Source organism: Microbacterium sp. R86528, assembly GCF_044596335.1.
GTDB classification, from domain to species: Bacteria; Actinomycetota; Actinomycetes; order Actinomycetales; family Microbacteriaceae; genus Microbacterium; species Microbacterium marmarense.
The window spans coordinates 2,878,827-2,899,726 of the sequence record NZ_CP138996.1; the positions used below are offsets into that span (position 1 = coordinate 2,878,827).

Below are 20,900 nucleotides of genomic sequence, written 5' to 3' on the forward strand. Positions count from 1 at the left end.
GCGTTCGTCGCTGCGCAACGCTCCATACGATGATTCTTGTCGCACCACACACAGGAGATCGCATGGCTCAGGGCACCGTCAAATGGTTCAACGCTGAAAAAGGATTCGGGTTCATCACCGTCTCCGACGGGCAGGACGTTTTCGTTCACTACTCGAATATCGATATGAGCGGCTTCCGCGTGCTCGAAGAGGGCCAAGCCGTGGAATTCACCGTCGGTTCTGGCCAGAAGGGCCCCCAAGCTGAGACGGTTCGCGTCATCTGACGAGCGGCAATGACTTGAGAAACGCCGGTACCGAAAGGTATCGGCGTTTCTGTGTGTCACCACACCGCGTGCGTGGCTTGCACTCGATGGGGTCGAGTGCCAGAATGGCTTAGCACTCGCATTCGTAGAGTGCCAATAATGCAAGCCCAACGTCCGGGAGGGACGACACACACATGGCAAAGATCATCGCTTTCGACGAGGAGGCCCGCCGTGGCCTCGAGCGCGGCCTCAACATTCTGGCCGACGCCGTCAAGGTGACGCTCGGCCCGCGCGGTCGCAACGTCGTGCTTGAAAAGAAGTGGGGCGCCCCCACGATCACCAACGATGGCGTGTCCATCGCCAAGGAGATCGAACTGGACGACCCGTTCGAGAAGATTGGTGCCGAGCTCGTCAAGGAGGTCGCCAAGAAGACTGACGACGTCGCTGGCGACGGCACCACCACCGCTACCGTTCTGGCGCAGGCGCTCGTTCGCGAAGGTCTGCGCAACGTCGCAGCCGGCGCAGACCCGATCTCGCTCAAGAAGGGCATCGAGAAGGCCGTTCAGGCCATCACCGCTCAGCTTCTCGCCGACGCCAAGGAGGTTGAGACCAAGGAGGAGATCGCTGCCACCGCGTCCATCTCGGCCGGCGACGCTGAGATCGGCGCCCTGATCGCCGAGGCGATCGACAAGGTCGGCAAGGAAGGCGTGGTCACCGTTGAGGAGTCCAACACCTTCGGCACCGAGCTCGAGCTCACCGAGGGCATGCGCTTCGACAAGGGCTACCTGAACCCGTACTTCGTTACCGACCCGGAGCGTCAGGAAGCGGTCTTCGAAGACCCCTACATCCTGATCGCGAACCAGAAGATCTCGAACATCAAGGATCTTCTTCCGATCGTCGACAAGGTCATCCAGGATGGCAAGGAACTCTTGATCATCGCTGAGGACGTCGAGGGCGAAGCACTCGCTACTCTCGTGCTCAACAAGATCCGCGGCATCTTCAAGTCGGTTGCCGTCAAGGCTCCTGGCTTCGGCGACCGTCGCAAGGCGCAGCTGCAGGACATCGCCATCCTCACCGGTGGACAGGTCATCACCGAGGAGGTCGGACTCAAGCTTGAGAACGCCACCCTCGACCTGCTTGGTCGTGCCCGCAAGGTCATCATCACCAAGGACGAGACGACCATCATCGAAGGTTCGGGTGACGCGGAGCAGATCGAAGGCCGCGTTACACAGATCCGTCGTGAGATCGACAACACCGACAGCGACTACGACCGCGAGAAGCTCCAGGAGCGCCTCGCGAAGCTGGCTGGTGGCGTTGCAGTCATCAAGGCTGGTGCCGCAACCGAGGTCGAGCTCAAGGAGCGCAAGCACCGCATCGAAGATGCTGTGCGCAACGCGAAGGCAGCCGTCGAAGAGGGCATCATCGCCGGTGGTGGCGTTGCACTCATCCAGGCTGGCAAGACCGCATTCGAGGGCCTTCAGCTCGAGGGTGACGAGGCAACCGGCGCGAACATCGTGCGGGTCGCTATCGACGCTCCGCTCAAGCAGATCGCGCTGAACGCAGGCCTTGAGCCCGGTGTCGTCGCTGAGAAGGTTCGCAACCTGCCTTCGGGTCACGGCCTGAACGCTGCGACCGGCGAATACGTCGACATGCTCGCTGCTGGCATCAACGACCCGGTGAAGGTAACGCGCTCGGCGCTGCAGAACGCAGCATCGATCGCCGGTCTCTTCCTCACCACCGAGGCCGTTGTCGCCGACAAGCCCGAGAAGGTTGCTGCTCCGGCAGGCGACCCCACGGGTGGCATGGACTTCTAAGTCAACTACGAGAAAGGCCCCCGACACCTGCAAAGGTGTCGGGGGCCTTTCTCTGTGAATCGGCGGATGATCGGGTGCCCCACCGACTCAGATCAACGAAACAGACTGGTGGTTGCCATCTCAGCGTCGGCGTATTGCCTGCCCGCGGCGGCGAGCGACGCGTTGATGCTCGCGAGCGATTCTTCTACCTGCCGCTGAGTGGCCCGCCACTGTTCGACGACACCATGAAATGCCACCGAAGCGGAACCTGTCCACGTGGACTGCAACTGGGTGAGTTGGGCGTGCATCGCGTTTGACTCGGCGCTCAGCCGGTCGACGGTGCCTCGCACGGCGGCGGTGGCGGCAAGAACAGCGTCGCTGTCGACGGAGAATACGGCCATGGGTCCTCCTCTGAACCTTTCGGCCGGCGGGAGCGCCTGGCCTGCGTGCAAACCAAGCTATGGCGACGCGGGCACATGCGGCCTCAGCGGGGGAGCGAGTGTGCACAGGCGCTCCCAGGCGTTGCGTGTGGAGGAGTGCTCAGTCATTCGTGGTTGAGGGTCGTTCGATGGGCTGCGTTTCAAGCAGCAGGTGCTCAGCGACATCACGCTTTTGCACCAGGGGGAACTCCACGCGGAAGGTCGCGCCGCCGCCCTCCGTGTCAGAGACACCCACCGTGCCGTGAAGGGCATCCACGATCGACGAGACAATCGACAGTCCGAGCCCCGTGCCACCGGTCTCGCGAGCGCGCGAGGTGTCAGCGCGCCAGAAGCGCTGGAAGATCTTGTCTTTGATCTGGTCGGGAATGCCGTCACCGTGGTCGATGATCTCAACCCAGCCGGTGCGGGCAAGGGGGTTGACGCCGACGCGCAGCTCGATGGGCGAGTCTGTGGCTGAGAATCGACGCGCGTTGCCCAGCAGGTTCGTCACCACCTGGCGAATGCGGTTCTCATCACCCTCAACAATGGGCTCGAGACGGGACGCAGACGCGGTGACGATCGGCTCGGTCATAGCGGCAGAAGGCGCGTGCGAATCGTTCTCGCTAGCCGCGGGCACCGCCGCAACCGGCTTCGGCTTGCGCCTGAGCAGCGAGAACGATGCTCCGCGCGCCGATGAACCGCCCGCGTTCTTCGACGAGCGGCTCGTGCCGGTGCGAGTCGAACGTGTGGGGGTGGGGTCGGTTGTGGTGTGCACCTCGGCAATGGCAGCGGTCTCAAGCGTGGTGTCGACCACCGTCACCGGGCGCTGCGGCGATGCGGCGCGCACATCGAGGGCAGCGTCACGTGCGATCGGGCGCAGGTCAACGGGCGCGATCACGACATCTCGTCGCTCGTCGAGACGGGCAAGCGCGAGCAGGTCTTCGACGAGCAGCCCCATGCGCACCGCTTCTTTCTCAATGCGGTCCATCGACTTGGCGACCTCTTCTTCGCCGTGCACCGCGCCCATGCGGTAGAGCTCGGCGTAGCCGCGCACGGTGACCAGAGGGGTGCGCAGCTCATGGCTCGCATCGCCGATGAAGCGGCGCATCTGCTGCACCGTCGAGTCGCGCTGCGAAATCGCAGCATCCACTCTTCCCAACATGGCGTTGATCGCGGTCTTGAGGCGCCCGACTTCTGTGGTGGTCGATTCGACGTGCGTCATTCGCTGGCTGAAGTCACCGGCGGCAATGGCCTCGGCGGTGGATTCGACTTCGCCGAGGCTGCGGAACGTGAGGGTCACCAAGAATCGAGTGAGCAGAGCGCCGCCGATGATTATCATGAGCGCGAGCACGCTGTAAATGCCCAAGAACGATGCGATCGTGCGGTTCACGGTTGCGAGAGGCACCGCCACCATCTGCGTGTAGTACAGCGAGCCGTTGCCGTAGGGCTGCAGCGTCACGGTCGCGCGGTACTCGGCCTCACCATCTTCTGAGAGCAGGCTGACGATGCGAAGCTCGTTCGAGATCGCCCTGTCGAGCGGATAGGTGTCCGGAAAATCGGGCGGCGGCGCCCCGCGGCCGCCGGCGGTCGCTTCGAGCAGCCCGTCGTCGGGCTCATAGACGGCGACGAAGTAGTCGGTGGCGGGTGCCTGAGTCTTCTTAGACGCCTGAAAGTTGCCGTTCGCGTCGACGTCGAAGTTCATGAGCGGTGTGCCCACGTCGGTGCGCGCGAGCGCGGCCACCTGCGTGTCGACGCTTGCGATCAGGGTGGTGCGAAGAAACGCCATGGTGCCGATGCCGGCGGCAAACAGCCCCACAGCCAGCAGCATGACGGTGACGCCGGTGACCTTCGCGCGCAGGCTGATGCCACGCCACCAGTGGGTGACCGCATCGGGTTTATTGCTCACAGCGGACACCGCTCAACCAATCCGCCAGATCAGGCGGGTTTGCCCGCTTTCAGCATGTAGCCGAAGCCACGCTTGGTCTGAATGAGGGCTTCAGACGAGTGCGGATCGATCTTGCGGCGCAGGTAAGAGATGTAGCTTTCGACGATTCCTGCGTCGCCGTTGAAGTCGTACTCCCACACGTGGTCAAGAATCTGAGCCTTCGACAGCACGCGGTTCGGGTTGAGCATCAGGTAGCGCAGCAGCTTGAACTCGGTGGGGCTGAGGTCGATTGACACCTCGCCGACACGCACGTCGTGGGTGTCTTGATCCATGGTGAGCTCGCCGGCGCGAATGATCGACTCTTCGTCGGCCTGCATGGTGCGGCGCAGAATCGCCTGAATGCGTGCCACGATCTCGTCGAGGCTGAACGGCTTGGTCACATAGTCGTCACCGCCCGCGTTGAGGCCGGCGATCTTGTCTTCGACTTCGTCCTTTGCCGTCAGAAACAGGATCGGCGCGGTGTATCCCGCACCGCGAAGGCGCTTGGTGACACTGAAGCCATTCATGTCGGGCAGCATGACGTCGAGCACGATGAGGTCGGGCTCTTCCTCCAAGACAGCCGAGATGGTCTGGGCGCCATTCGCGACGACCCTCACCTGATAGCCCGCGAACTTGAGGCTCGTCATGAGCAGGTCGCGGATGTTCGGCTCGTCATCAACTACGAGGATTCGCGGTGCAGTCATGCCTTCATTATGGCGATGTTATTGATGGAGCGCCTGGATATCGTGCGGAAAGCCTTGAGAAGTTGATGGATGCTGCTAGGCAGCATCCACCCGATCGGCATCCAGAATCGTGTAGGCGTACCCCTGCTCGGCCAAGAAACGCTGGCGATTCTGAGCGAAATCCTGATCGACCGTGTCGCGTGCGATGAGCGTGTAGAAGCTTGCGGTCTTGCTCGTCTGCTTGGGTCGCAGCAGGCGGCCGAGCCGCTGAGCCTCTTCTTGACGCGAGCCGAAAGAGCCCGAGACTTGAATCGCCACGGATGCTTCTGGCAGGTCGATTGAGAAGTTCGCGACCTTCGAGACGACCAGCAGCGAGATCTCGCCGACGCGGAAGGCCTGATACAGCTCTTCGCGTTCGTCGATGGGAGTGGCGCCGGTGATCTTCGGGGCGTTGAGCGCCTCGGCAAGAACCTCGATCTGGTCGAGATACTGGCCGATCACCAGAATGCGCTCATCTTTGTGACGCTCGACGAGGTTCTTCACGACATCGATTTTTGCGGGAGCGGTAGCCGCCAGTCGGTAGCGCTCGTCGTCGGCAGCGGCAGCGTATTCCAGCCGGTCATCTGCGGGCAGGTCGACGCGCACCTCGTAGCAGACGGCGGGCGAGATGAAGCCCTGCGCTTCGATCTCTTTCCACGGCGCGTCGAAGCGCTTGGGACCGATCAGGCTGAACACGTCGCCTTCGCGGCCGTCTTCGCGCACGAGCGTGGCGGTGAGTCCCAGGCGACGCCGTGCCTGCAGATCAGCGGTGAGCTTGAAGACGGGGGCGGGCAGCAGGTGCACTTCGTCGTAGACGATGAGTCCCCAATCGAGCGCATCGAGCAGTGCGAGGTGCGCGTACTGACCTTTTCGCTTGGCGGTGAGGATCTGGTAGGTCGCGATCGTGACCGGCTTCACCTCTTTGGACTGACCCGAGTACTCGCCGATCTCCTCGGCGGTGAGCGACGTGCGCTTGATCAGCTCATCGCGCCACTGGCGCGCGCTGACGGTGTTGGTGACGAGGATCAAAGTGGTGGTCTTGGTCTCGGCCATCGCCGCCGCGCCGACGAGCGTCTTGCCGGCACCGCAGGGGAGCACGACGACTCCAGAGCCACCCTCGGCGAAGATGTCGACCGCGTGGCGCTGGTAGGGGCGCAGCGTCCAGCCGTCTTCGTCGAGTTCGATCGGGTGGGGCGTGCCGGGGGTGTAGCCGGCGAGGTCTTCTGCGGGCCAGCCGATCTTGAGTAGTTCCTGTTTGATCTGCCCGCGCGCCCACGCGTCGACGATGTAGGTGTCGGGGGTGGGGTGACCGATCAGCAGCGGCCCGATGCGCTTGTTGCGCGACACTTCTGCCAGCACAGCAGAGTCGGTGGACTTCAGCACGAGCTCGCCATCATCGTTTCGCTCGATGACGAGGCGGCCGTAGCGCCCCACGGTTTCGCGGATGTCAATCGACACCGAGGGCGGCACCGGAAACTTCGACCACTTCTCAAGTGTGGCCATCATGTCTTCGGCGTCGTGGCCTGCGGCACGCGCATTCCACAGTCCCAAACGGGTGACACGGTAGGTGTGGATGTGCTCGGGGGCGCGTTCGAGCTCAGCGAAGATCGCCAGCTCGTGGCGGGCGCTTTCAGCGTCGGCATGCGCGACTTCGAGCAGAACAGTGCGGTCGCTTTGAACGATCAGGGGGCCATCAGCCATAACGGTTCAGTCTACCGGTACTGAGTCGCATGCCGGTCGCCGAGGCCGACTGTCGAGGTTGTCAACGAGTCAGCGGAACGACGTTGGCGATGCTCGAAACCGGCAGGGTGCGCTCGATGTCTGCGGCGCGATCGCGGCCACGCAGCCGGCCACCGCCGAGACCTGTTGCTTCGAGGGTGAGTGTGCGCTCCGATCCGTCGGGCATGCGCACCGTCACCTCGATTTCGCCGCGCAGTCGCACGGCCTGTTCGAGTTCTCGTTCCAGCCATCCGGCTTCGCCCTCGGTGCCGTGGCCGTTGCGAAGCGTTTCGATGAGGCGGGCATAGACGTCAAGGGGTGCGGTTGCGGGTTCAGCGGGAGCACCCACCGAGCGTCGGCGCACGGGTTCGGGGTTTCCCTCGCTGTTCACGGCGACAACGGGGTAGCGCGCGTCGGCCAGTGACCAATACACCGCATCGCGGGCGACCCGCGAGCTGAGTGCGTCAGCGTCTGGCAGCAGGCCCAGGGGGCGCAGCGCCTGATCGACGGCGATCGTCTCGAGTATTGCGCGGTCGGTGCTTTCGATCCTGGTGCGCTCGCTCGCGTGATCGTCGCGCACGCGCACCAGTCCGTGACGACCAGCCGTGCTCTCAATCAGATAGTCGAGAGGCTGCGGAATGCCGGTGAGCGACAGCTGCGTCAGAAACTGCCGAATCGATGCCGCCGTCTCGCCTTCGGTCATTCCGGCACCGAGCGAGTCGACCGTGAAGCGGTAGGTCGAGGCCTGAGCACGCGATTCGCGTTCGGCGATCGTGCGCAGTCGAAGATCAAGGGCAGGATGCAGCGGGCCTGGCGCGATCGCGGTGAGATCTGCCTGCAGATACACCTGGTCGATCTCAGCCACCAGGTGCTGTGCCAACTCATCGGGGTCGAGCGGCCGGCCTTCGCGCAGTGCGGTCGTCCATGTGGGAACGGCGCCAGAGGCATCCACAAATCCCCACCGCTCAGCGATACGCCGGTACCGTGCGGCGCGCGCGGGCCAATCACTATCGAGCGGATGCAGCGCCGGCCAGTCTGCGAAGTCGGCGAACCCGCCGCCCGCGGTGCGCATGCCCGCGGGCAGAGATGCGCGAATGCCCACGGCAATGTCAGACCAGCGACTGATGGTGGTGGCTTCAAGCCACTCTTCGCCGCGGGTCGTCACCGTCCACACGCGATCGTGAGCGTGGGCGAGCCCACCGGCCGCGGCGGCGATCAGAATGTCGTCGAGGTCTTCCTGTGAGCGGATTGCTCCGGAATCGAGCAGTCGCTTTCGGTCGGCAGCGCTGACGCTGCCCGCACCCGTGCGAGTGATGGGGGAGTGCAGGCATGCCAGCAGCACGTCAGCCAGCGAGCCTGTCGCCTCGAAGGCGCACTCGGCTGTCGCGGCCGTCTGCTGTGCGTCGGCGGGAGTGAACGAATTCGCCGGCGTGATGTGGCGAAACGCGTCGGGCTGCGTCGCGGCCAGTGCTTCTACACGGGCGGTCACTGCGGCGTATGGGGTGCCGGTGGCATCGACGAGCGCGAGCAGCTCAAGATGCGGCGTTGAGTCGGGGTCATCGCCATGGGCAAGGTGAGACAGCGCGTTTCGGTGCAGGCTCGTCAGCGCACGATCAACCGCCGCGGCATCGAGCAACGCCTCTGCGGCGTCGAAGAAGTTGTCCCACGAGGCGTGCGCGGCAACTTCGCGGGCGGCGAGTGTCTGGGCGAGCTGAGCGTCGTCGCGGGCGGCTAGCCACGTCGCGAGACCTCGCTCGTCAGAAACCATCTAGTCGCCTCGGTTCGCCCGAGCCCTCCGCACGAAGCTCGAGATGAGCACCGTCAGCAACAGCACGAACGCAATGATGGGCGCGACGATCACGACGATGCCGACGGCATTCCACAGCGGCGTCGACATGTTCGCGCCCGCGGAACTCCCGATGATCACCGCGAGAAACGACAGGATCGACAGCACGATGAGTCCCAGCGACATGAATGCCAGGATCCGATCCACCTTTCGGATCGGAACATCGTTCTCAGGGGTGCGCTCGCTCATCCGCAATAGCCTACCGCGCGCCGTGCGTGCCTTAGTCTTGTAGGGGGATCCGTTGATCCCGCAATCCGTCATGCCCGCTACTCGTGGGCAACAGCTACAGCGAGGTTTCCATGCCCACCGGCAAGGTTAGGTTCTACGACGAGGAGAAGGGGTTCGGCTTCATCGCCACCGATGATGGCCAGGACGTCTTCCTGCACGCCACCGCCCTTCCCGCAGGTGCCGCGGCGCCTAAGCCCGGCACACGACTTGAGTTCGGCGTCGCCGATGGCAAGCGGGGTTTGCAGGCACTTTCGGTTCGCCTGATCGAGGCTCCGGTGAGCATGTCGAAGCGATCACGCAAGCCCGCTGACGACATGGCGGTCATCGTTGAAGACCTGGTGAAGCTGCTCGACAAGATCGGCGGCGACCTGCGCCACGGCCGCTACCCCAGCGGCAGCCACGCCAAAACCGTCGTAGCAGTGCTGCGCAAGGTCGCGGATGAACTTGACGCCTGAGTCTGAGCCCACGCCAGCAGAGCCCATCGAACCTGATCAGGCGCTGCTGACCGCTCACGATCTCGCGATCGCTGCACTCAGCGAGATCACCGCGGCGTCTACTATCGGCGAGCCCGCCGACTACCGCGTCGAAGCAGACGGTGTTGTTTCCCTGCGCTTCCGCAACCGCATGCCCGGGTACCCGGGCTGGTTGTGGACGGTCAGTCTCGCGCGCGTCGAAGGCGCCGAGCCGACCGTGCTCGAGGTGGAACTTCTGCCGAGCGACGGCGCCCTGGTGGCGCCCGAGTGGGTGCCGTGGGCGGTGCGTCTGGCGGAATACCACGCCGCTCAAGAAGCGCTCGCCGAAGAAGCCCCCACGGGCGATGGCCTCGACGAGTCCGAAGATTCGGACCTCGATGACGACCTCGACGATTTGGATGCTGCCGACTTCGACAACGACGGTTCGCCGATTCTTCACGCGGGCGATCTTGACGGTGTCGATATCGACGAACTCGACGAAGACGCCGTCGACCCTGAAGGCGAAGACTCCGACGACGAGTCTGATGACGACGAGTCGGACGAAGACGACTCGGACGAAGACGACTCCGAGTCTGATGACGACGAAGACGACGACTCCGACGACGAAGACGATGAGTCTGATGACGACGATTCGGACGACGACTCCGAGTCCGACGAAGACGCAGACGAAGACGAGTCCGACGAAGACGAAGACGAGTCCGAGTCCGACTCCGAAGACGACTCAGCGTCAGACGACAACGAAGAAGTCGCCTCAGCTTCTGACGAAGACTGAGGCGACTGCCGTTCGCGCCGGCTAGAAGCGCTCGATGATGTAGTCGATGCTGCTGATCAGCTTGCGCACGTCTTCTGGCTCGATCGACACGAAGGTGGCGACGCGCAGCTGGTTGCGTCCGAGCTTGCGGTAGGGCTCGGTGTCGACGATGCCGTTGGCGCGCAGCGTCTTGGCGATCGCCGCAGCATCCACTGACTCATCGAAATCAATCGTGACCACGACGGGTGAGCGATCAGCCTCGTTCGCCACGAACGGCGTTGCGACGCTCGACTGCTCCGCCCAGGTGTAGAGCGCCTGTGACGACTTTGCGGTGCGCGCAGCGGCCCACGAGAGGCCGCCGTTGTCGAGAATCCAGCGCACCTGCTCATCGAGCAGGAAGAGCGTTGACACGGCAGGGGTGTTCAGCGTCTGGTTGAGGCGCGAGTTGTCGACCGCATTCTTGAGGCTCAAGAACTCGGGAATGTATCGACCTGATGCAGCGATCTGCTCGATGCGCTCAAGGGCGGCGGGCGACACGGCTGCGTACCAGAGGCCACCGTCTGAGCCCAGGTTCTTCTGCGGGGCGAAGTAGTAGACGTCAGCTTCGGTGACGTCGAAGTCGATGCCGCCGGCGGCGCTCGTGGCGTCGATGACGGTCAGCGCGCCCTCATCGCCGTTCACGCGGGTGACCGGAGAAGCGACGCCGGTGGAGGTTTCGTTGTGCGGCCATGCGTATACGTCTACGCCCGCGACGACCTCGGCCGAAGCGCGGCTGCCGGGCTCGGCTTTGCGCACATCGGGCGCCTCGAGCCACGGGGCGCCGGCTGCCGCGGCGAACTTTGCACCGAACTCTCCCGAAACGAGGTTCTGCGCGCGGGAGTTGATCAGGCCGAAGGCAGCAGCATCCCAGAACGCCGTCGAACCACCATTGCCGAGGATGATCTCGTAACCCTCGGGAATTCGAAACAGCTCGGCAAGGCCTTCGCGCGTCGAGCCGACGAGGTTCTTGATGGGCGCCTGGCGATGCGAGGTGCCGAACAGCGTCGCGCCGCGGATCGCGAGCGCTTCGAGCTGCGCGGCGCGCACTTTCGAAGGGCCGCAACCGAATCGTCCATCGGTGGGCAGCAGTTCACGGGGCAACTCAACCTGGGGCATGGGCTAAGTCTAGGCAAGAGGGGAGTGCCGTTGCTGTTCGTGTGGCGAGTGTGACGCCTAAGTGGCAGGCAATCCCATGTCAGTGGGATTCGATAGTCTGGGGGTGCCCCTTTCGACAGGCGAGGACCCCGCAACATGACAGATCTCATCGACACCACCGAGATGTACTTGCGCACGATTCTCGAGCTTGAAGAAGAGAACATCACCCCGCTGCGCGCACGCATCTCAGAACGCCTCGGTCACTCGGGCCCCACTGTTTCGCAGACCGTTGGTCGCATGGAACGTGACGGGCTCGTCGTCGTCTCAGATGACCGCAGTCTGCAGCTCACTGACGCGGGCCGTCAGAAAGCCGTTGATGTGATGCGCAAGCACCGGCTGGCCGAGCGGCTGCTCTCTGACGTCATCGGCTTGGACTGGGCCTACGTGCACGACGAGGCGTGCCGCTGGGAGCACGTGATGAGCGAGCAGGTCGAGCGCCGTCTCGTCGAGCTGCTGGGCCACCCGACCGAATCGCCCTACGGCAACCCGATTCCCGGCCTCGACCAGCTGGGCGATGTGCCCTCGGCCACCTTTGAGCAGGGCGTTGTGGGTCTGGTGCGCCAGATGAACGCGGTGGGCGGCCCGATCACCGGTACCGTGCGTCGTCTCGCCGAACCAGCCCAGGTCGATCCCGAGCTTCTGCAGCAGCTCAAATCGGCCGGCGTGATGCCCGGGGCGCACGGCAGCTTCCGCTACAACGAGGGCTATGTGCTGGTCGAGATGGACGGCAACGCCGAGGGTCTTGAGCTTCCGATCGAGCTTGCCTCACACGTCTTTTTGGTCGCTGAATAGCACAATTGCTGGGAACGCGACGCGAGAAATCAGCTGAGCGTGACATATTCGTTACCTTCGGGTAGCCTCTTAGAGTCCACCAGGTGAGAAGCCCGCCATAGGACCCCGCACGAATTGCCTCCCTGGCTCGTCGTTCGTACGGTGCAACCGCAGATCGTGCCCCGACACGGATTGCCGACGAGTCAGCGCTCCGGCGTAGAGGCGCCGGAGGATAATTTGGCTGACCAGAACGAATCGCCCGCGGGCGAGCAAGAGCAGGATGCATCGCTGACCCGACGAAGCACGCGCTCCCGTCGCAGTATTGCTGTGCGCTCGCAGGCAGTAATCCCCGCTAAACCACGCACTCGTCCCGCCGCTGCCGCGAGCGGACGCATCGCGAAGCCGCTTCGCAGTCTCGTCGTTCTGTCGATGGTCGGTGGCCTCGTCGCGACGGTCGCGCTGCCCGCCTTTGCCGCTGTGCGCCCCGATGCAGAGGCCGTCACCGTGCAGCAGATGGCTGTCGAAGACGCGCAGTCGCTCGTCGTCGCCTCTGATGTCTCTGGCAACGACCTGGCTCGCGACAGCTACTCAGCGACCACTGAAGAAGAGATCGCCGAGAAGAAGGCTGAAGAAGAAGCCGCCGCAGCCAAGGCCGCAGCCGAGGCCGCTGCAGCCGCACGTGCCCGTGTAGCGGCAACAACGACCAGCGTTTCGACCGAGACGCCTGCTGTCGACGTCACGATGGTGTCGCCGGGCAGCGGCGAAGTGCGCTGGCCCATCATCAACTTCACCCAGGGCCGCGGCCTGTGGGACTCCGGCTACCACCAGGGCGTTGACCTGCTGGCCAATGCGGGTGAGCCGCTCTACGCCGCCGCTGATGGCGTCGTGCGTGTTTCGCAAGAAAGCTTCGGTGGCTACGGCGTTGCCGTCACCATCGACCACGTGATCAACGGCCAGACCGTGTCGACCCTTTACGGTCACATGACGTATGGCAGCCGTCAGGTCTCGTCAGGTCAAACCGTCTCTGCCGGTCAGCTCATCGGCCTCGTGGGAAGCACCGGAAGCTCGACCGCGAACCACCTGCACTTCGAGGTGCACATCGGTGGTTCGGTTGTCGACCCGTGGGCGTGGCTGCAGGCAAACGCCAGCTAGTTCTTTTCTCGAAAGGCGTGTCACAGCATCTGCTGCGACACGCCTTTCGCATTCCTTAGGGTCGCATTCGCCTGCTGTTCGCACACGTGGGTTACCCTGAACCCGACGCTCAATACACGCGAAGGGAAGCCGATGAGCACGACACCACGCATCCGAACCATGGATGCGCTCGGCCGTCTTGTTCTTAGGCATCGTACGATCGACTGCCACGGGTTGACCGTGGATCACTGGCGCTGTCTATAAGACAGCGCCTTTTTTGTACCCCTGCGCATGAGGAGAACGTCTGCATGTCGAAAGAGCCGAGAAGCCGTCTCGGCCGTTCGAGAGGAAGATGAATGCGCACTCTGGTGCTGAACGCGGGCTATGAGCCCCTTGCTGTTGTGTCGTTCAAACGGGCCATTGTGCTCGTGATGAACGAGAAGGCTGCTGTTATCGAGCACGTCGATGACAATCCGATCAAGGGAACACAGCAGGCGTATGACCGCCCCGCGGTGATCATTCTGACCAGATATGTGCGCGTGCCCGGGGCGCGAAACATCCCGGTGACCAGACGTGGTGTGCTGCGCCGCGACAGTCAGCGCTGTGCGTACTGCAGCAAGTCGGCCTCGACCATCGACCACGTGCTGCCGCGCTCACGCGGGGGAGCGGACACCTGGGAGAACCTGGTCGCGTGCTGCCTGCGCTGCAACAACGTCAAGGGCGATCGCACACCGCAAGAGATGAACTGGTCGCTGCGCATCATTCCTCGCCCGCCGCGGGGCACGCAGTGGACGGTGCGCGGCACTGACCGCACCGACCCCAGCTGGGAGCCCTACCTGGAGCTCGCGGCCTAGTTGCCACTCACGCGTCGATGTGACGCCATTCGCGCACGAACTGCTCTACCGTCAGGCGCGAGAGATCGTCGCGCACATTGGCGAGCACGTGGGTGGCCTCTTCGAACTGTCCTACCGCAATACGCAGCACCTCGGCGCCCGTGTCGAGTCTGATGACGACGAGTTCGAAACCAGGAAGAGCGCTTTCGCCGCCGAAGCCGAAGGCAGAGAGTGCAAACGCGGCGATATAGCGCGCGGCGCGCACGAGGGGATTGAACCGGCGCGCGACGAGATCGGCAGACAGATACTCTGCGGCGTTGCCTGAGAACGGCGTTTCAGAACTGCGGGCATCAGGCATCTTCCTGCCATTTTAGTCGGCGTCGGTATCGGCGTCGGCGCTGCGTGGTGTGATGGATACATGACCCGAGCACTCATCGTGATTGACATGCAGCGCGCTTTTGACGACCTGTCGTTCTGGGGCACGACGACGAACCCTTCGTGCGAGGCGAACGTCGAAGCGCTCGTGAAGGCGTGGCAGAGCTCGGGTGAAGAGATCGTGGTGGTGCGCCACGATTCCCGCTCGGCAGAGTCGCCGCTGCATCCCGAATCGCCCGGCAATGCCCTGGTGCGGGGTGTGGCCGCTGTCGATCCTGCGCTCTTCGTCACGAAGAACGTGAACTCAGCGTTTTATGGCGACCCCGATCTGCACGAGTGGTTGAGCGCGCGCGGCATCAGCGAGCTGGTGGTGTGCGGCATCCAAACCAATATGTGTGTGGAGACGACCGCGCGCATGGCGGGCAATCTCGGCTATGACGTGACGGTGGTGTTGGATGCGACGCGCACCTTCGATCTCAGTGAGAACATTCCTGGGCTGGGCGTTGTTACCCGCACGGCGGATGAGCTGATGGCGTCGACCGCGGTAACTCTGCAGGGTGGCGGGTTTGCGCGCATCGCGACCACTGCCGATGTGCTCGCGGGGTCAGCGTAACCTAGAACATAGCTTCTTTTTCTTCGGCTTTTGATGTCGGAGGGTGGCTTTAGCGTTGTCATGAACGTGGATAGTTTAGAACATCTGTTCTATCATCACTGAATGGCGGCGATCATGCGCGAACGTGCAGAGAAGGCAGATCTTGCGTCTCTGCGCGCCCAGCTTGAGCGGGTGCAGGGTCGAAAACTGGATGCTCCGGTGTTGCCGGTGCATCCGGTGCTGTCAGAGCTTCTTCCCGGCGGCGGGCTGATGCCCGGTGGCGTCTATTCGCTGAGTGGTGCCACATCGCTGCTGTTCGGGCTGCTTGCGCGGCCGTCTCAAGACGGTTCGTGGTGCGGGATCATCGGCATGCCCGAGGTGGGCATCGAGGCGGCAGAGCGGCTGGGCGTCGAGCTGGAGCGGCTGGTGCTGGTGCCTGAGCCCGGCAAACGGTGGATTGCGGTTGCGGCGACGCTGGCTGAGGTGCTGCCCGTGGTGGCGGTGCGTCCGCTCTCGAGGGCAGGGAACGCCGAGATCTCACGATTGAGCGCGAGACTGCGCGATCGCGGGGGAGTCATGCTCGTGCAGGGGCCCTGGCCGCAGGCAGAGGCGACGCTGGCGGTGAGCGAGGCGCGGTGGGAAGGCCTGGGCAAGGGCCACGGCTATCTCGCGACGCGCACGCTGACGGTCACGTCATCGAGCAAACGGTGGCCGGTGCCTCGGCGGCGCACCATGCTGCTGCCGAACCTCGACGGCACGATCGTGTCGGCACCTGAAGCTGCGACCGTCTCGTCGTGGCATGACCGAGCGCGCGATATCGCGCCCGCACCGATTCGGGCGGTGGGTTGAGGTGGCTGCGGTGCGCACCCTGGTGCTGTGGTTTCCGGATTGGCCGGTGACGGCTCTAGCCCTCGATGGACCAGAGCCGATGAACCTCGAACGCCCGATCGCGGTCGTCGAGAACAACCTCGTGGTCGCGTGCTCCGCGGCAGCGCGGGCTGACGGTGTGAAGCGTGGGCAGCGCAGGCGCGATGCGCAAGCACGGTGCCCGCGGCTTGTGGTGGTCGCCAGCGATGCGGCGCGCGATCAGCGAGCGTTCTCGCCGGTGGTGTCGAGCATCGAAGAGCAGGCGCCCGGGGTGCAGATCATTCGCCCCGGCATGTGCGCGCTGCGCGTGCGGGGGCCCGCGCGCTATTACGGCGGTGAGGCAGAGGCGGCGAAGGTGCTGCAAGAAGCGCTGCGAGAGCGCGGGCTCCAGGGCGTGCGCGCCGGCATCGCCGATGGTCCGTTCACTGCAGAGCAGGCGGCACGGCTTACCCGGCCGGCAGACCCTACCTGCATCGTGTTGACCGGTGAGTCGGCGCAGTTCTTGGCACCGCTGCCGGTGCGGGTGCTCGGTGGCATGTCTGAGCTGAGTGCGGCGCCGCGTGCCACGCGGGGTGCAACGGCGACGGGCACCGACCTGGTCGGGCTGCTCGATCGGCTGGGCGTGCACACGCTGGGGCAGTTCGCGGCGATGAGCGAAGAACGGGTGCGCGAGCGGTTCGGCGACCGTGGTCTTCGGCTGCACGCGCTGGCCGGGGGAAGCGACTCACGCGCCATCGAACCCCGCACACCTCCGCCCGAGCTGCACCGCGAAGTAGCTTTCGAACCACCGCTTGAGATCGCCGAGCAGGTGGCGTTCGGCATGCGCATCGCGGCCGAAGAGTTCATCGCGGGCATCGGTGCAGCAGATCTGGTGTGCACTGAGCTGCGAGTGGAGCTTCTGGGTGACCGGGGTGAGCGCAGCGAACGGGTGTGGCTGCACCCGGCATCGTTTGACGCGGCCGCCGTCGTTGACCGCGTGCGCTGGCAGCTGGGTGAAGACGAGGGCAGGCTGCGCAGCGGGGTGGCGCTCGTGCGCATCTCTCCTGAAGCAGTGGATGCTGCCTCGCACCACCGCCCCGCCATCTTCGGCACCGGCCCAGAAGAACGCGTGCACCATGCCCTGTCGCGCGTGCAGGCGATGCTGGGTCACCGCGGGGTGCTGACCCCCGCGGTCGGCGGCGGGCGCTGGCTGGCAGAGCGTCAGGTACTGGTGCCCTGGGGCGATCGCGCGGTGGTGACCAAAGAGCGCGCCAGACCGTGGCCGGGCAGCCTGCCCGATCCGCTGCCGGCGACGGTGTTTCCTGAGTCGCGCACGGTCGAGGTGACATCGCTGGGTGGCTACCTCGTTGAGGTTGATGAGCGCGGCAACATGTCGGCGGTGCCCGGGCTGTTTGTCGAGGCCGGGCGCAAGCGCGCGATCGCCGAGTGGGCGGGGCCGTGGCCGGTGGTGGAGCGAGGGTGGGATGCCGCGCGCACTCGCCGCGCGCATCGCTTTCAAGTGGTGGATGCTGACGGCACCGGCTGGCTGCTCGTGTGCGACCGCGGTTCGTGGACGGCCGAGGCTCGGTATGACTGACGTCTCGGGTGGGTGGCGCTGATGGGCTTCAACAATCCCGCGGTGTCGTGGTCAGAGATGGAGCGGCTGCTCAGCGATCGGCAGCGGCCAGGGGGCGCACCCGCGGGTGCGGACGGCGGAGACAGCCCGGCATGGTCACGCAAACGCGGCCCCTACGTGCCGCCCACGATTGAGCGCCCAGAAGACACGGTGCCCTACGCCGAGTTGCACGCGCACTCGTCGTTCTCGTTTCTCGACGGGGCATCGTCACCCGAAGACCTGGCCGAAGAGGCGGAGCGGCTCGGGCTGCACGCACTGGCGATCACCGACCATGACGGTTTCTATGGCATTGTGCGGTTCGCCGAGGCCGCCGAATCGCTGCAGCTGAACACCGTGTTCGGCGCCGAGCTGTCGTTGGGGCTTCCCGCACCACAGAAGGGCGAAGCCGACCCGGTGGGCTCGCACCTGCTGGTGCTGGCTCGAGGCGAAGAGGGTTATCACCGGCTCGCGAAGGCCATCACGCACGGGCAGCTGCAGGGCGAAGAGAAGGGCAGACCGCTCTACAACCTTGACGAGCTGTCGTCGCAGGGGCGTGACCACTGGGCGGTGCTCACCGGATGCCGCAAGGGTGCGGTGCGGCGCGCGCTCGCCGATGAGGGGGTTGATGCCGCGGCGCGCGAGCTCGACGAGCTGGTGGCGTTGTTCGGTCCTGACGGGGTCTATGTCGAACTCATCGACCACGGCAGCCCACTCGACACTCGTCACAACGACATGCTGGTGTCGCTCGCGAGAGCGCGCGGTCTGCCCACGGTGGCCACCAACAACGTGCACTACGCCGTTCCCGAGCGGCAGTTGCTCGCGGCTGCGGTGGCTGCTGTGCGTGCCAATCGAGGCCTCGACGAACTCGATGGCTGGTTGCCCGCGCACGCGAGCGCGCATCTGCGCTCTGGCGCCGAGATGGCCGAGCGGTTTGTGCGGCATCCCGATGCCGTGGTGCGCACTGTCGCGCTCGCCGATGAGCTGGCGTTTCCGCTTCGGCGCGCCAAACCCGCGCTGCCGAAACTCGATGTGCCCGCCGGGCACACGCCGATGAGCTGGTTGCGGCATTTGGTGTGGCAGGCAGTGCCGCGCAAGTATCCAGACCTCACCGAAGACAACCGGGCCCGCATCGACAAAGAGCTCGGTGTGATCGAGATGAAGGACTTTCCCGGATACTTCTTGATCGTGCACGGCATCGTGCAAGAGGCCAGGCGGCGCGGCATCCTCTGTCAGGGGCGTGGCTCTGCCGCCAACAGTGCCATCTGCTATCTGCTCGACATCACCGCCGTTGATGCCATCGCCTACGAGTTGCCGTTCGAGCGGTTTCTGTCATCGTTGCGTGAAGAAGAGCCCGACATCGATGTCGACTTCGACTCTGATCGCCGCGAAGAGATCATCCAGTGGGTGTACCAGACGTACGGGCGCGAACGCGCGGCGCAGGTGTCGAACGTGATTCAGTACCGGCCCAAGAACGCGGTGCGCGATATGGCGAAAGCGCTCGGCCATTCGCCGGGCCAGCAAGACGCCTGGTCGAAGCAGATTGAAGGATGGTCGGCTGTGGTGGAGCCAGGCGCGACACACAACATTCCCGCGCAGGTTATCGAGTTCGCGAGTGAACTGCTGAAGGCGCCGCGACACCTCGGCATCCACTCGGGAGGCATGGTGCTCACCGATCGTCCCGTGGGCGAGGTGGTGCCCATCGAGCACGCCCGCATGGACAACCGCACGGTCATTCAGTGGGACAAAGACGACGCCGCCTGGATGGGCCTGGTCAAGTTCGACCTGCTGGGGCTCGGCATGCTCGCCGCGCTGCAGTACTGCTTCGACATGATTCACGCCGCCACGGGGGAGCGGTGGGAGCTGTCGACCCTGCCGAAAGAAGAAGCCGCGGTGTATGACATGCTCTGCCGTGCCGATTCGATCGGGGTGTTTCAGGTCGAGTCGCGCGCGCAGATGGGGTTGTTGCCTCGGTTGCAGCCGCGTCGCTTCTACGACCTGGTGATCGAGATCGCGTTGATTCGCCCCGGGCCCATTCAGGGTGGGGCGGTGCATCCGTTTGTGAAGCGCAAGCTGGGGCTTGAAGAGGTGACTTATGCGCACCCGAAGCTGAAGCCGGTGCTCGAGCGCACCCTGGGCATTCCGGTGTTTCAAGAGCAGCTCATGCAGATGGGCATGGCGATTGGTGGGCTGACGGGTGAGGATGCTGATCTGTTGCGCCGCGCCATGGGCTCGAAGCGCGGCGTAGAGCGCATCGACTCGTTGAAGATCAAGCTGTATGAAGGCATGGCAGACAACGGCTTGGTCGGCGCGGCAGCCGACGCGATCTACGCCAAGATTCAGGCCTTCGCGAACTTCGGGTTCGCCGAGTCGCACTCGCTGTCGTTCGCGCTGCTGGTCTATGCCTCGTCGTGGATCAAGCTGCACTACCCGGGTGCGTTTCTCGCCGGGCTGCTGCGCGCTCAGCCGATGGGGTTCTATTCGCCCGCGTCGCTCGTGGCCGATGCTCGTCGTCACGGCGTGGAGGTGCACCGGCCCGATCTGCTGCGCTCGGGGGTGGAGCCGGTGCTCGAGGGGCTGGACGAGAATGCGCTCGCGGTGCAAGAGCCCACGGGCTTGGATGCGTGTGCGCAGCGACTGCAACCTCCGGTGGGTCTGTTCGACATCGATGCGCCAGATGAATATGTCGCGCATCGCCGTGACGGCAACTTCGCGGTGCGATTGGGGCTTGCCGCGGTGAAGGGGATCGGCGCGAAGGTCGCCGAACGCATCGTCGCATCGCGCGAGGCAGAGGGCGACTTCGTCGATCTGCGTGACCTGGTGCGGCGCACCGATGTGACCGAAGCGCAGATCGAAGCGCTCGCCACCGCGGGAGCGTTCGAGTGTCTGGGGCTCACTCGTCGTGAGGCGATCTGGCTGGCGGGTGCTGCGGCGCAAGACCGTGCGCAGTTCCTCCCCGATACGGTGATGTCGGTGCAGCCGCCGCTGTTTGCCGATCAGAGCAGTTATGAGCAGCTGTCGGCAGATCTGTGGGCGACCGGCATCTCGACGGATGATCACCCGCTCACGCACTATCGCTCGGGGCTCGATGCGCGCGGGGTGATCACCTCGCGAGGATTGCGTTCGCATGAGACGGGACGGCGCGTTGAGGTGGCGGGGCTGGTCACGCACCGGCAGCGGCCGGCGACAGCCGCGGGCGTGACGTTCTTGAATCTCGAAGACGAGCACGGATTAGTCAACGTGATCTGCTCAACGGGGGTGTGGAATCGCTATCGCCGGGTGGTGCGTGATTCGCCGGCGCTGATCGTGCGGGGGATTCTCGAGCGGTCGGTCGAGGGCGTCACGAATCTGCTGGCTGACCGGTTCGAAGACCTGCGGGTGGGTGTGAAGCACCAGTCGCGGGACTTCCGCTGAACGCGGCAACGCCCC

19 protein-coding genes are annotated in these 20,900 nt (G+C 64.6%); 11 read left to right on the plus strand and 8 right to left on the minus strand.

The window, feature by feature from the left end; all coding sequences use genetic code 11:
* Positions 1-62: 62 nt before the first annotated feature.
* Positions 63-263 (plus strand): cold-shock protein, encoded by a 201-nt coding sequence (locus SJY18_RS13340; protein WP_337337527.1) that lies wholly within the window; start codon positions 63-65, stop codon positions 261-263.
* Between the two features lie 173 nt (positions 264-436).
* Entirely contained in the window at positions 437-2,056 is a 1,620-nt protein-coding gene (groL, locus tag SJY18_RS13345) for a chaperonin GroEL (RefSeq protein WP_337337528.1), read from the plus strand.
* 92 nt (positions 2,057-2,148) lie between these two features.
* Here the strand turns inward: groL and SJY18_RS13350 are convergent, their stop codons facing one another.
* From SJY18_RS13350 to SJY18_RS13375, 6 genes are all read right to left on the minus strand, one after another.
* A complete protein-coding gene (locus SJY18_RS13350) occupies positions 2,149-2,436 on the minus strand; it encodes a WXG100 family type VII secretion target (RefSeq protein WP_396667912.1) in 288 nt (95 codons plus the stop codon).
* A 139-nt stretch (positions 2,437-2,575) separates the two neighbouring features.
* The gene (locus tag SJY18_RS13355) at positions 2,576-4,360 is read right to left on the minus strand and encodes a sensor histidine kinase (protein WP_396667913.1); all 1,785 of its coding nucleotides are present in this window, start codon (positions 4,358-4,360) and stop codon (positions 2,576-2,578) included.
* 29 nt (positions 4,361-4,389) lie between these two features.
* A complete protein-coding gene (locus SJY18_RS13360; protein WP_337337531.1) occupies positions 4,390-5,082 on the minus strand; it encodes a response regulator transcription factor in 693 nt (230 codons plus the stop codon).
* A gap of 75 nt (positions 5,083-5,157) precedes the next feature.
* Entirely contained in the window at positions 5,158-6,801 is a 1,644-nt protein-coding gene (locus SJY18_RS13365; RefSeq protein ID WP_337337532.1) for a DNA repair helicase XPB, read from the minus strand.
* A 61-nt stretch (positions 6,802-6,862) separates the two neighbouring features.
* Entirely contained in the window at positions 6,863-8,587 is a 1,725-nt protein-coding gene (locus SJY18_RS13370; protein WP_396667914.1) for a helicase-associated domain-containing protein, read from the minus strand.
* Entirely contained in the window at positions 8,588-8,854 is a 267-nt protein-coding gene (locus tag SJY18_RS13375; protein ID WP_337337534.1) for a multidrug ABC transporter ATPase, read from the minus strand. It lies immediately after the preceding gene.
* Positions 8,855-8,964: 110 nt separating this feature from the next.
* On the opposite strand from SJY18_RS13375, the gene SJY18_RS13380 reads away from it, so the two are divergent.
* Both SJY18_RS13380 and SJY18_RS13385 read left to right on the plus strand, forming a co-directional pair.
* Positions 8,965-9,348: a cold-shock protein gene (locus SJY18_RS13380; protein ID WP_396667915.1), complete on the plus strand. Its 384-nt coding sequence runs from the start codon at positions 8,965-8,967 to the stop codon at positions 9,346-9,348.
* Positions 9,332-10,138, plus strand: coding sequence for a DUF3027 domain-containing protein (locus SJY18_RS13385; protein WP_396667916.1), 807 nt, complete (start codon positions 9,332-9,334; stop codon positions 10,136-10,138). Before SJY18_RS13380 ends, SJY18_RS13385 begins: the two co-directional genes overlap by 17 nt.
* A gap of 21 nt (positions 10,139-10,159) precedes the next feature.
* Here the strand turns inward: SJY18_RS13385 and serC are convergent, their stop codons facing one another.
* Positions 10,160-11,272 (minus strand): phosphoserine transaminase, encoded by a 1,113-nt coding sequence (gene serC, locus SJY18_RS13390; protein WP_396667917.1) that lies wholly within the window; start codon positions 11,270-11,272, stop codon positions 10,160-10,162.
* 135 nt (positions 11,273-11,407) lie between these two features.
* On the opposite strand from serC, the gene SJY18_RS13395 reads away from it, so the two are divergent.
* The 3 genes from SJY18_RS13395 (at position 11,408) to SJY18_RS13405 (ending at position 14,067) form a co-directional block, all read left to right on the plus strand.
* Positions 11,408-12,103 carry a metal-dependent transcriptional regulator gene (locus SJY18_RS13395; RefSeq protein ID WP_337337538.1) on the plus strand — a complete coding sequence of 232 codons (696 nt, stop codon included), beginning with the start codon at positions 11,408-11,410 and terminating at the stop codon, positions 12,101-12,103.
* A gap of 216 nt (positions 12,104-12,319) precedes the next feature.
* Positions 12,320-13,234 carry a M23 family metallopeptidase gene (locus SJY18_RS13400; RefSeq protein ID WP_396667918.1) on the plus strand — a complete coding sequence of 305 codons (915 nt, stop codon included), beginning with the start codon at positions 12,320-12,322 and terminating at the stop codon, positions 13,232-13,234.
* A 335-nt stretch (positions 13,235-13,569) separates the two neighbouring features.
* Positions 13,570-14,067, plus strand: coding sequence for an HNH endonuclease (locus SJY18_RS13405; RefSeq protein WP_337337540.1), 498 nt, complete (start codon positions 13,570-13,572; stop codon positions 14,065-14,067).
* A 7-nt stretch (positions 14,068-14,074) separates the two neighbouring features.
* On the opposite strand, the gene SJY18_RS13410 is transcribed toward SJY18_RS13405, so the two are convergent.
* A complete protein-coding gene (locus tag SJY18_RS13410; RefSeq protein ID WP_396667919.1) occupies positions 14,075-14,404 on the minus strand; it encodes a hypothetical protein in 330 nt (109 codons plus the stop codon).
* A gap of 60 nt (positions 14,405-14,464) precedes the next feature.
* On the opposite strand from SJY18_RS13410, the gene SJY18_RS13415 reads away from it, so the two are divergent.
* The 4 genes from SJY18_RS13415 (at position 14,465) to SJY18_RS13430 (ending at position 20,885) form a co-directional block, all read left to right on the plus strand.
* Positions 14,465-15,034, plus strand: a complete 570-nt coding sequence (locus SJY18_RS13415; protein ID WP_396667920.1) for a cysteine hydrolase family protein — start codon at positions 14,465-14,467, stop codon at positions 15,032-15,034.
* A 102-nt stretch (positions 15,035-15,136) separates the two neighbouring features.
* Positions 15,137-15,862, plus strand: coding sequence for a hypothetical protein (locus tag SJY18_RS13420; RefSeq protein WP_396667921.1), 726 nt, complete (start codon positions 15,137-15,139; stop codon positions 15,860-15,862).
* Positions 15,813-17,456 (plus strand): DNA polymerase Y family protein, encoded by a 1,644-nt coding sequence (locus tag SJY18_RS13425; RefSeq protein ID WP_396667922.1) that lies wholly within the window; start codon positions 15,813-15,815, stop codon positions 17,454-17,456. Before SJY18_RS13420 ends, SJY18_RS13425 begins: the two co-directional genes overlap by 50 nt.
* A 21-nt stretch (positions 17,457-17,477) precedes the next feature.
* Complete coding sequence (locus SJY18_RS13430; RefSeq protein ID WP_396667923.1) at positions 17,478-20,885, plus strand: error-prone DNA polymerase; 3,408 nt, start codon at positions 17,478-17,480, stop codon at positions 20,883-20,885.
* The last annotated feature ends 15 nt before the right edge of the window (positions 20,886-20,900 follow it).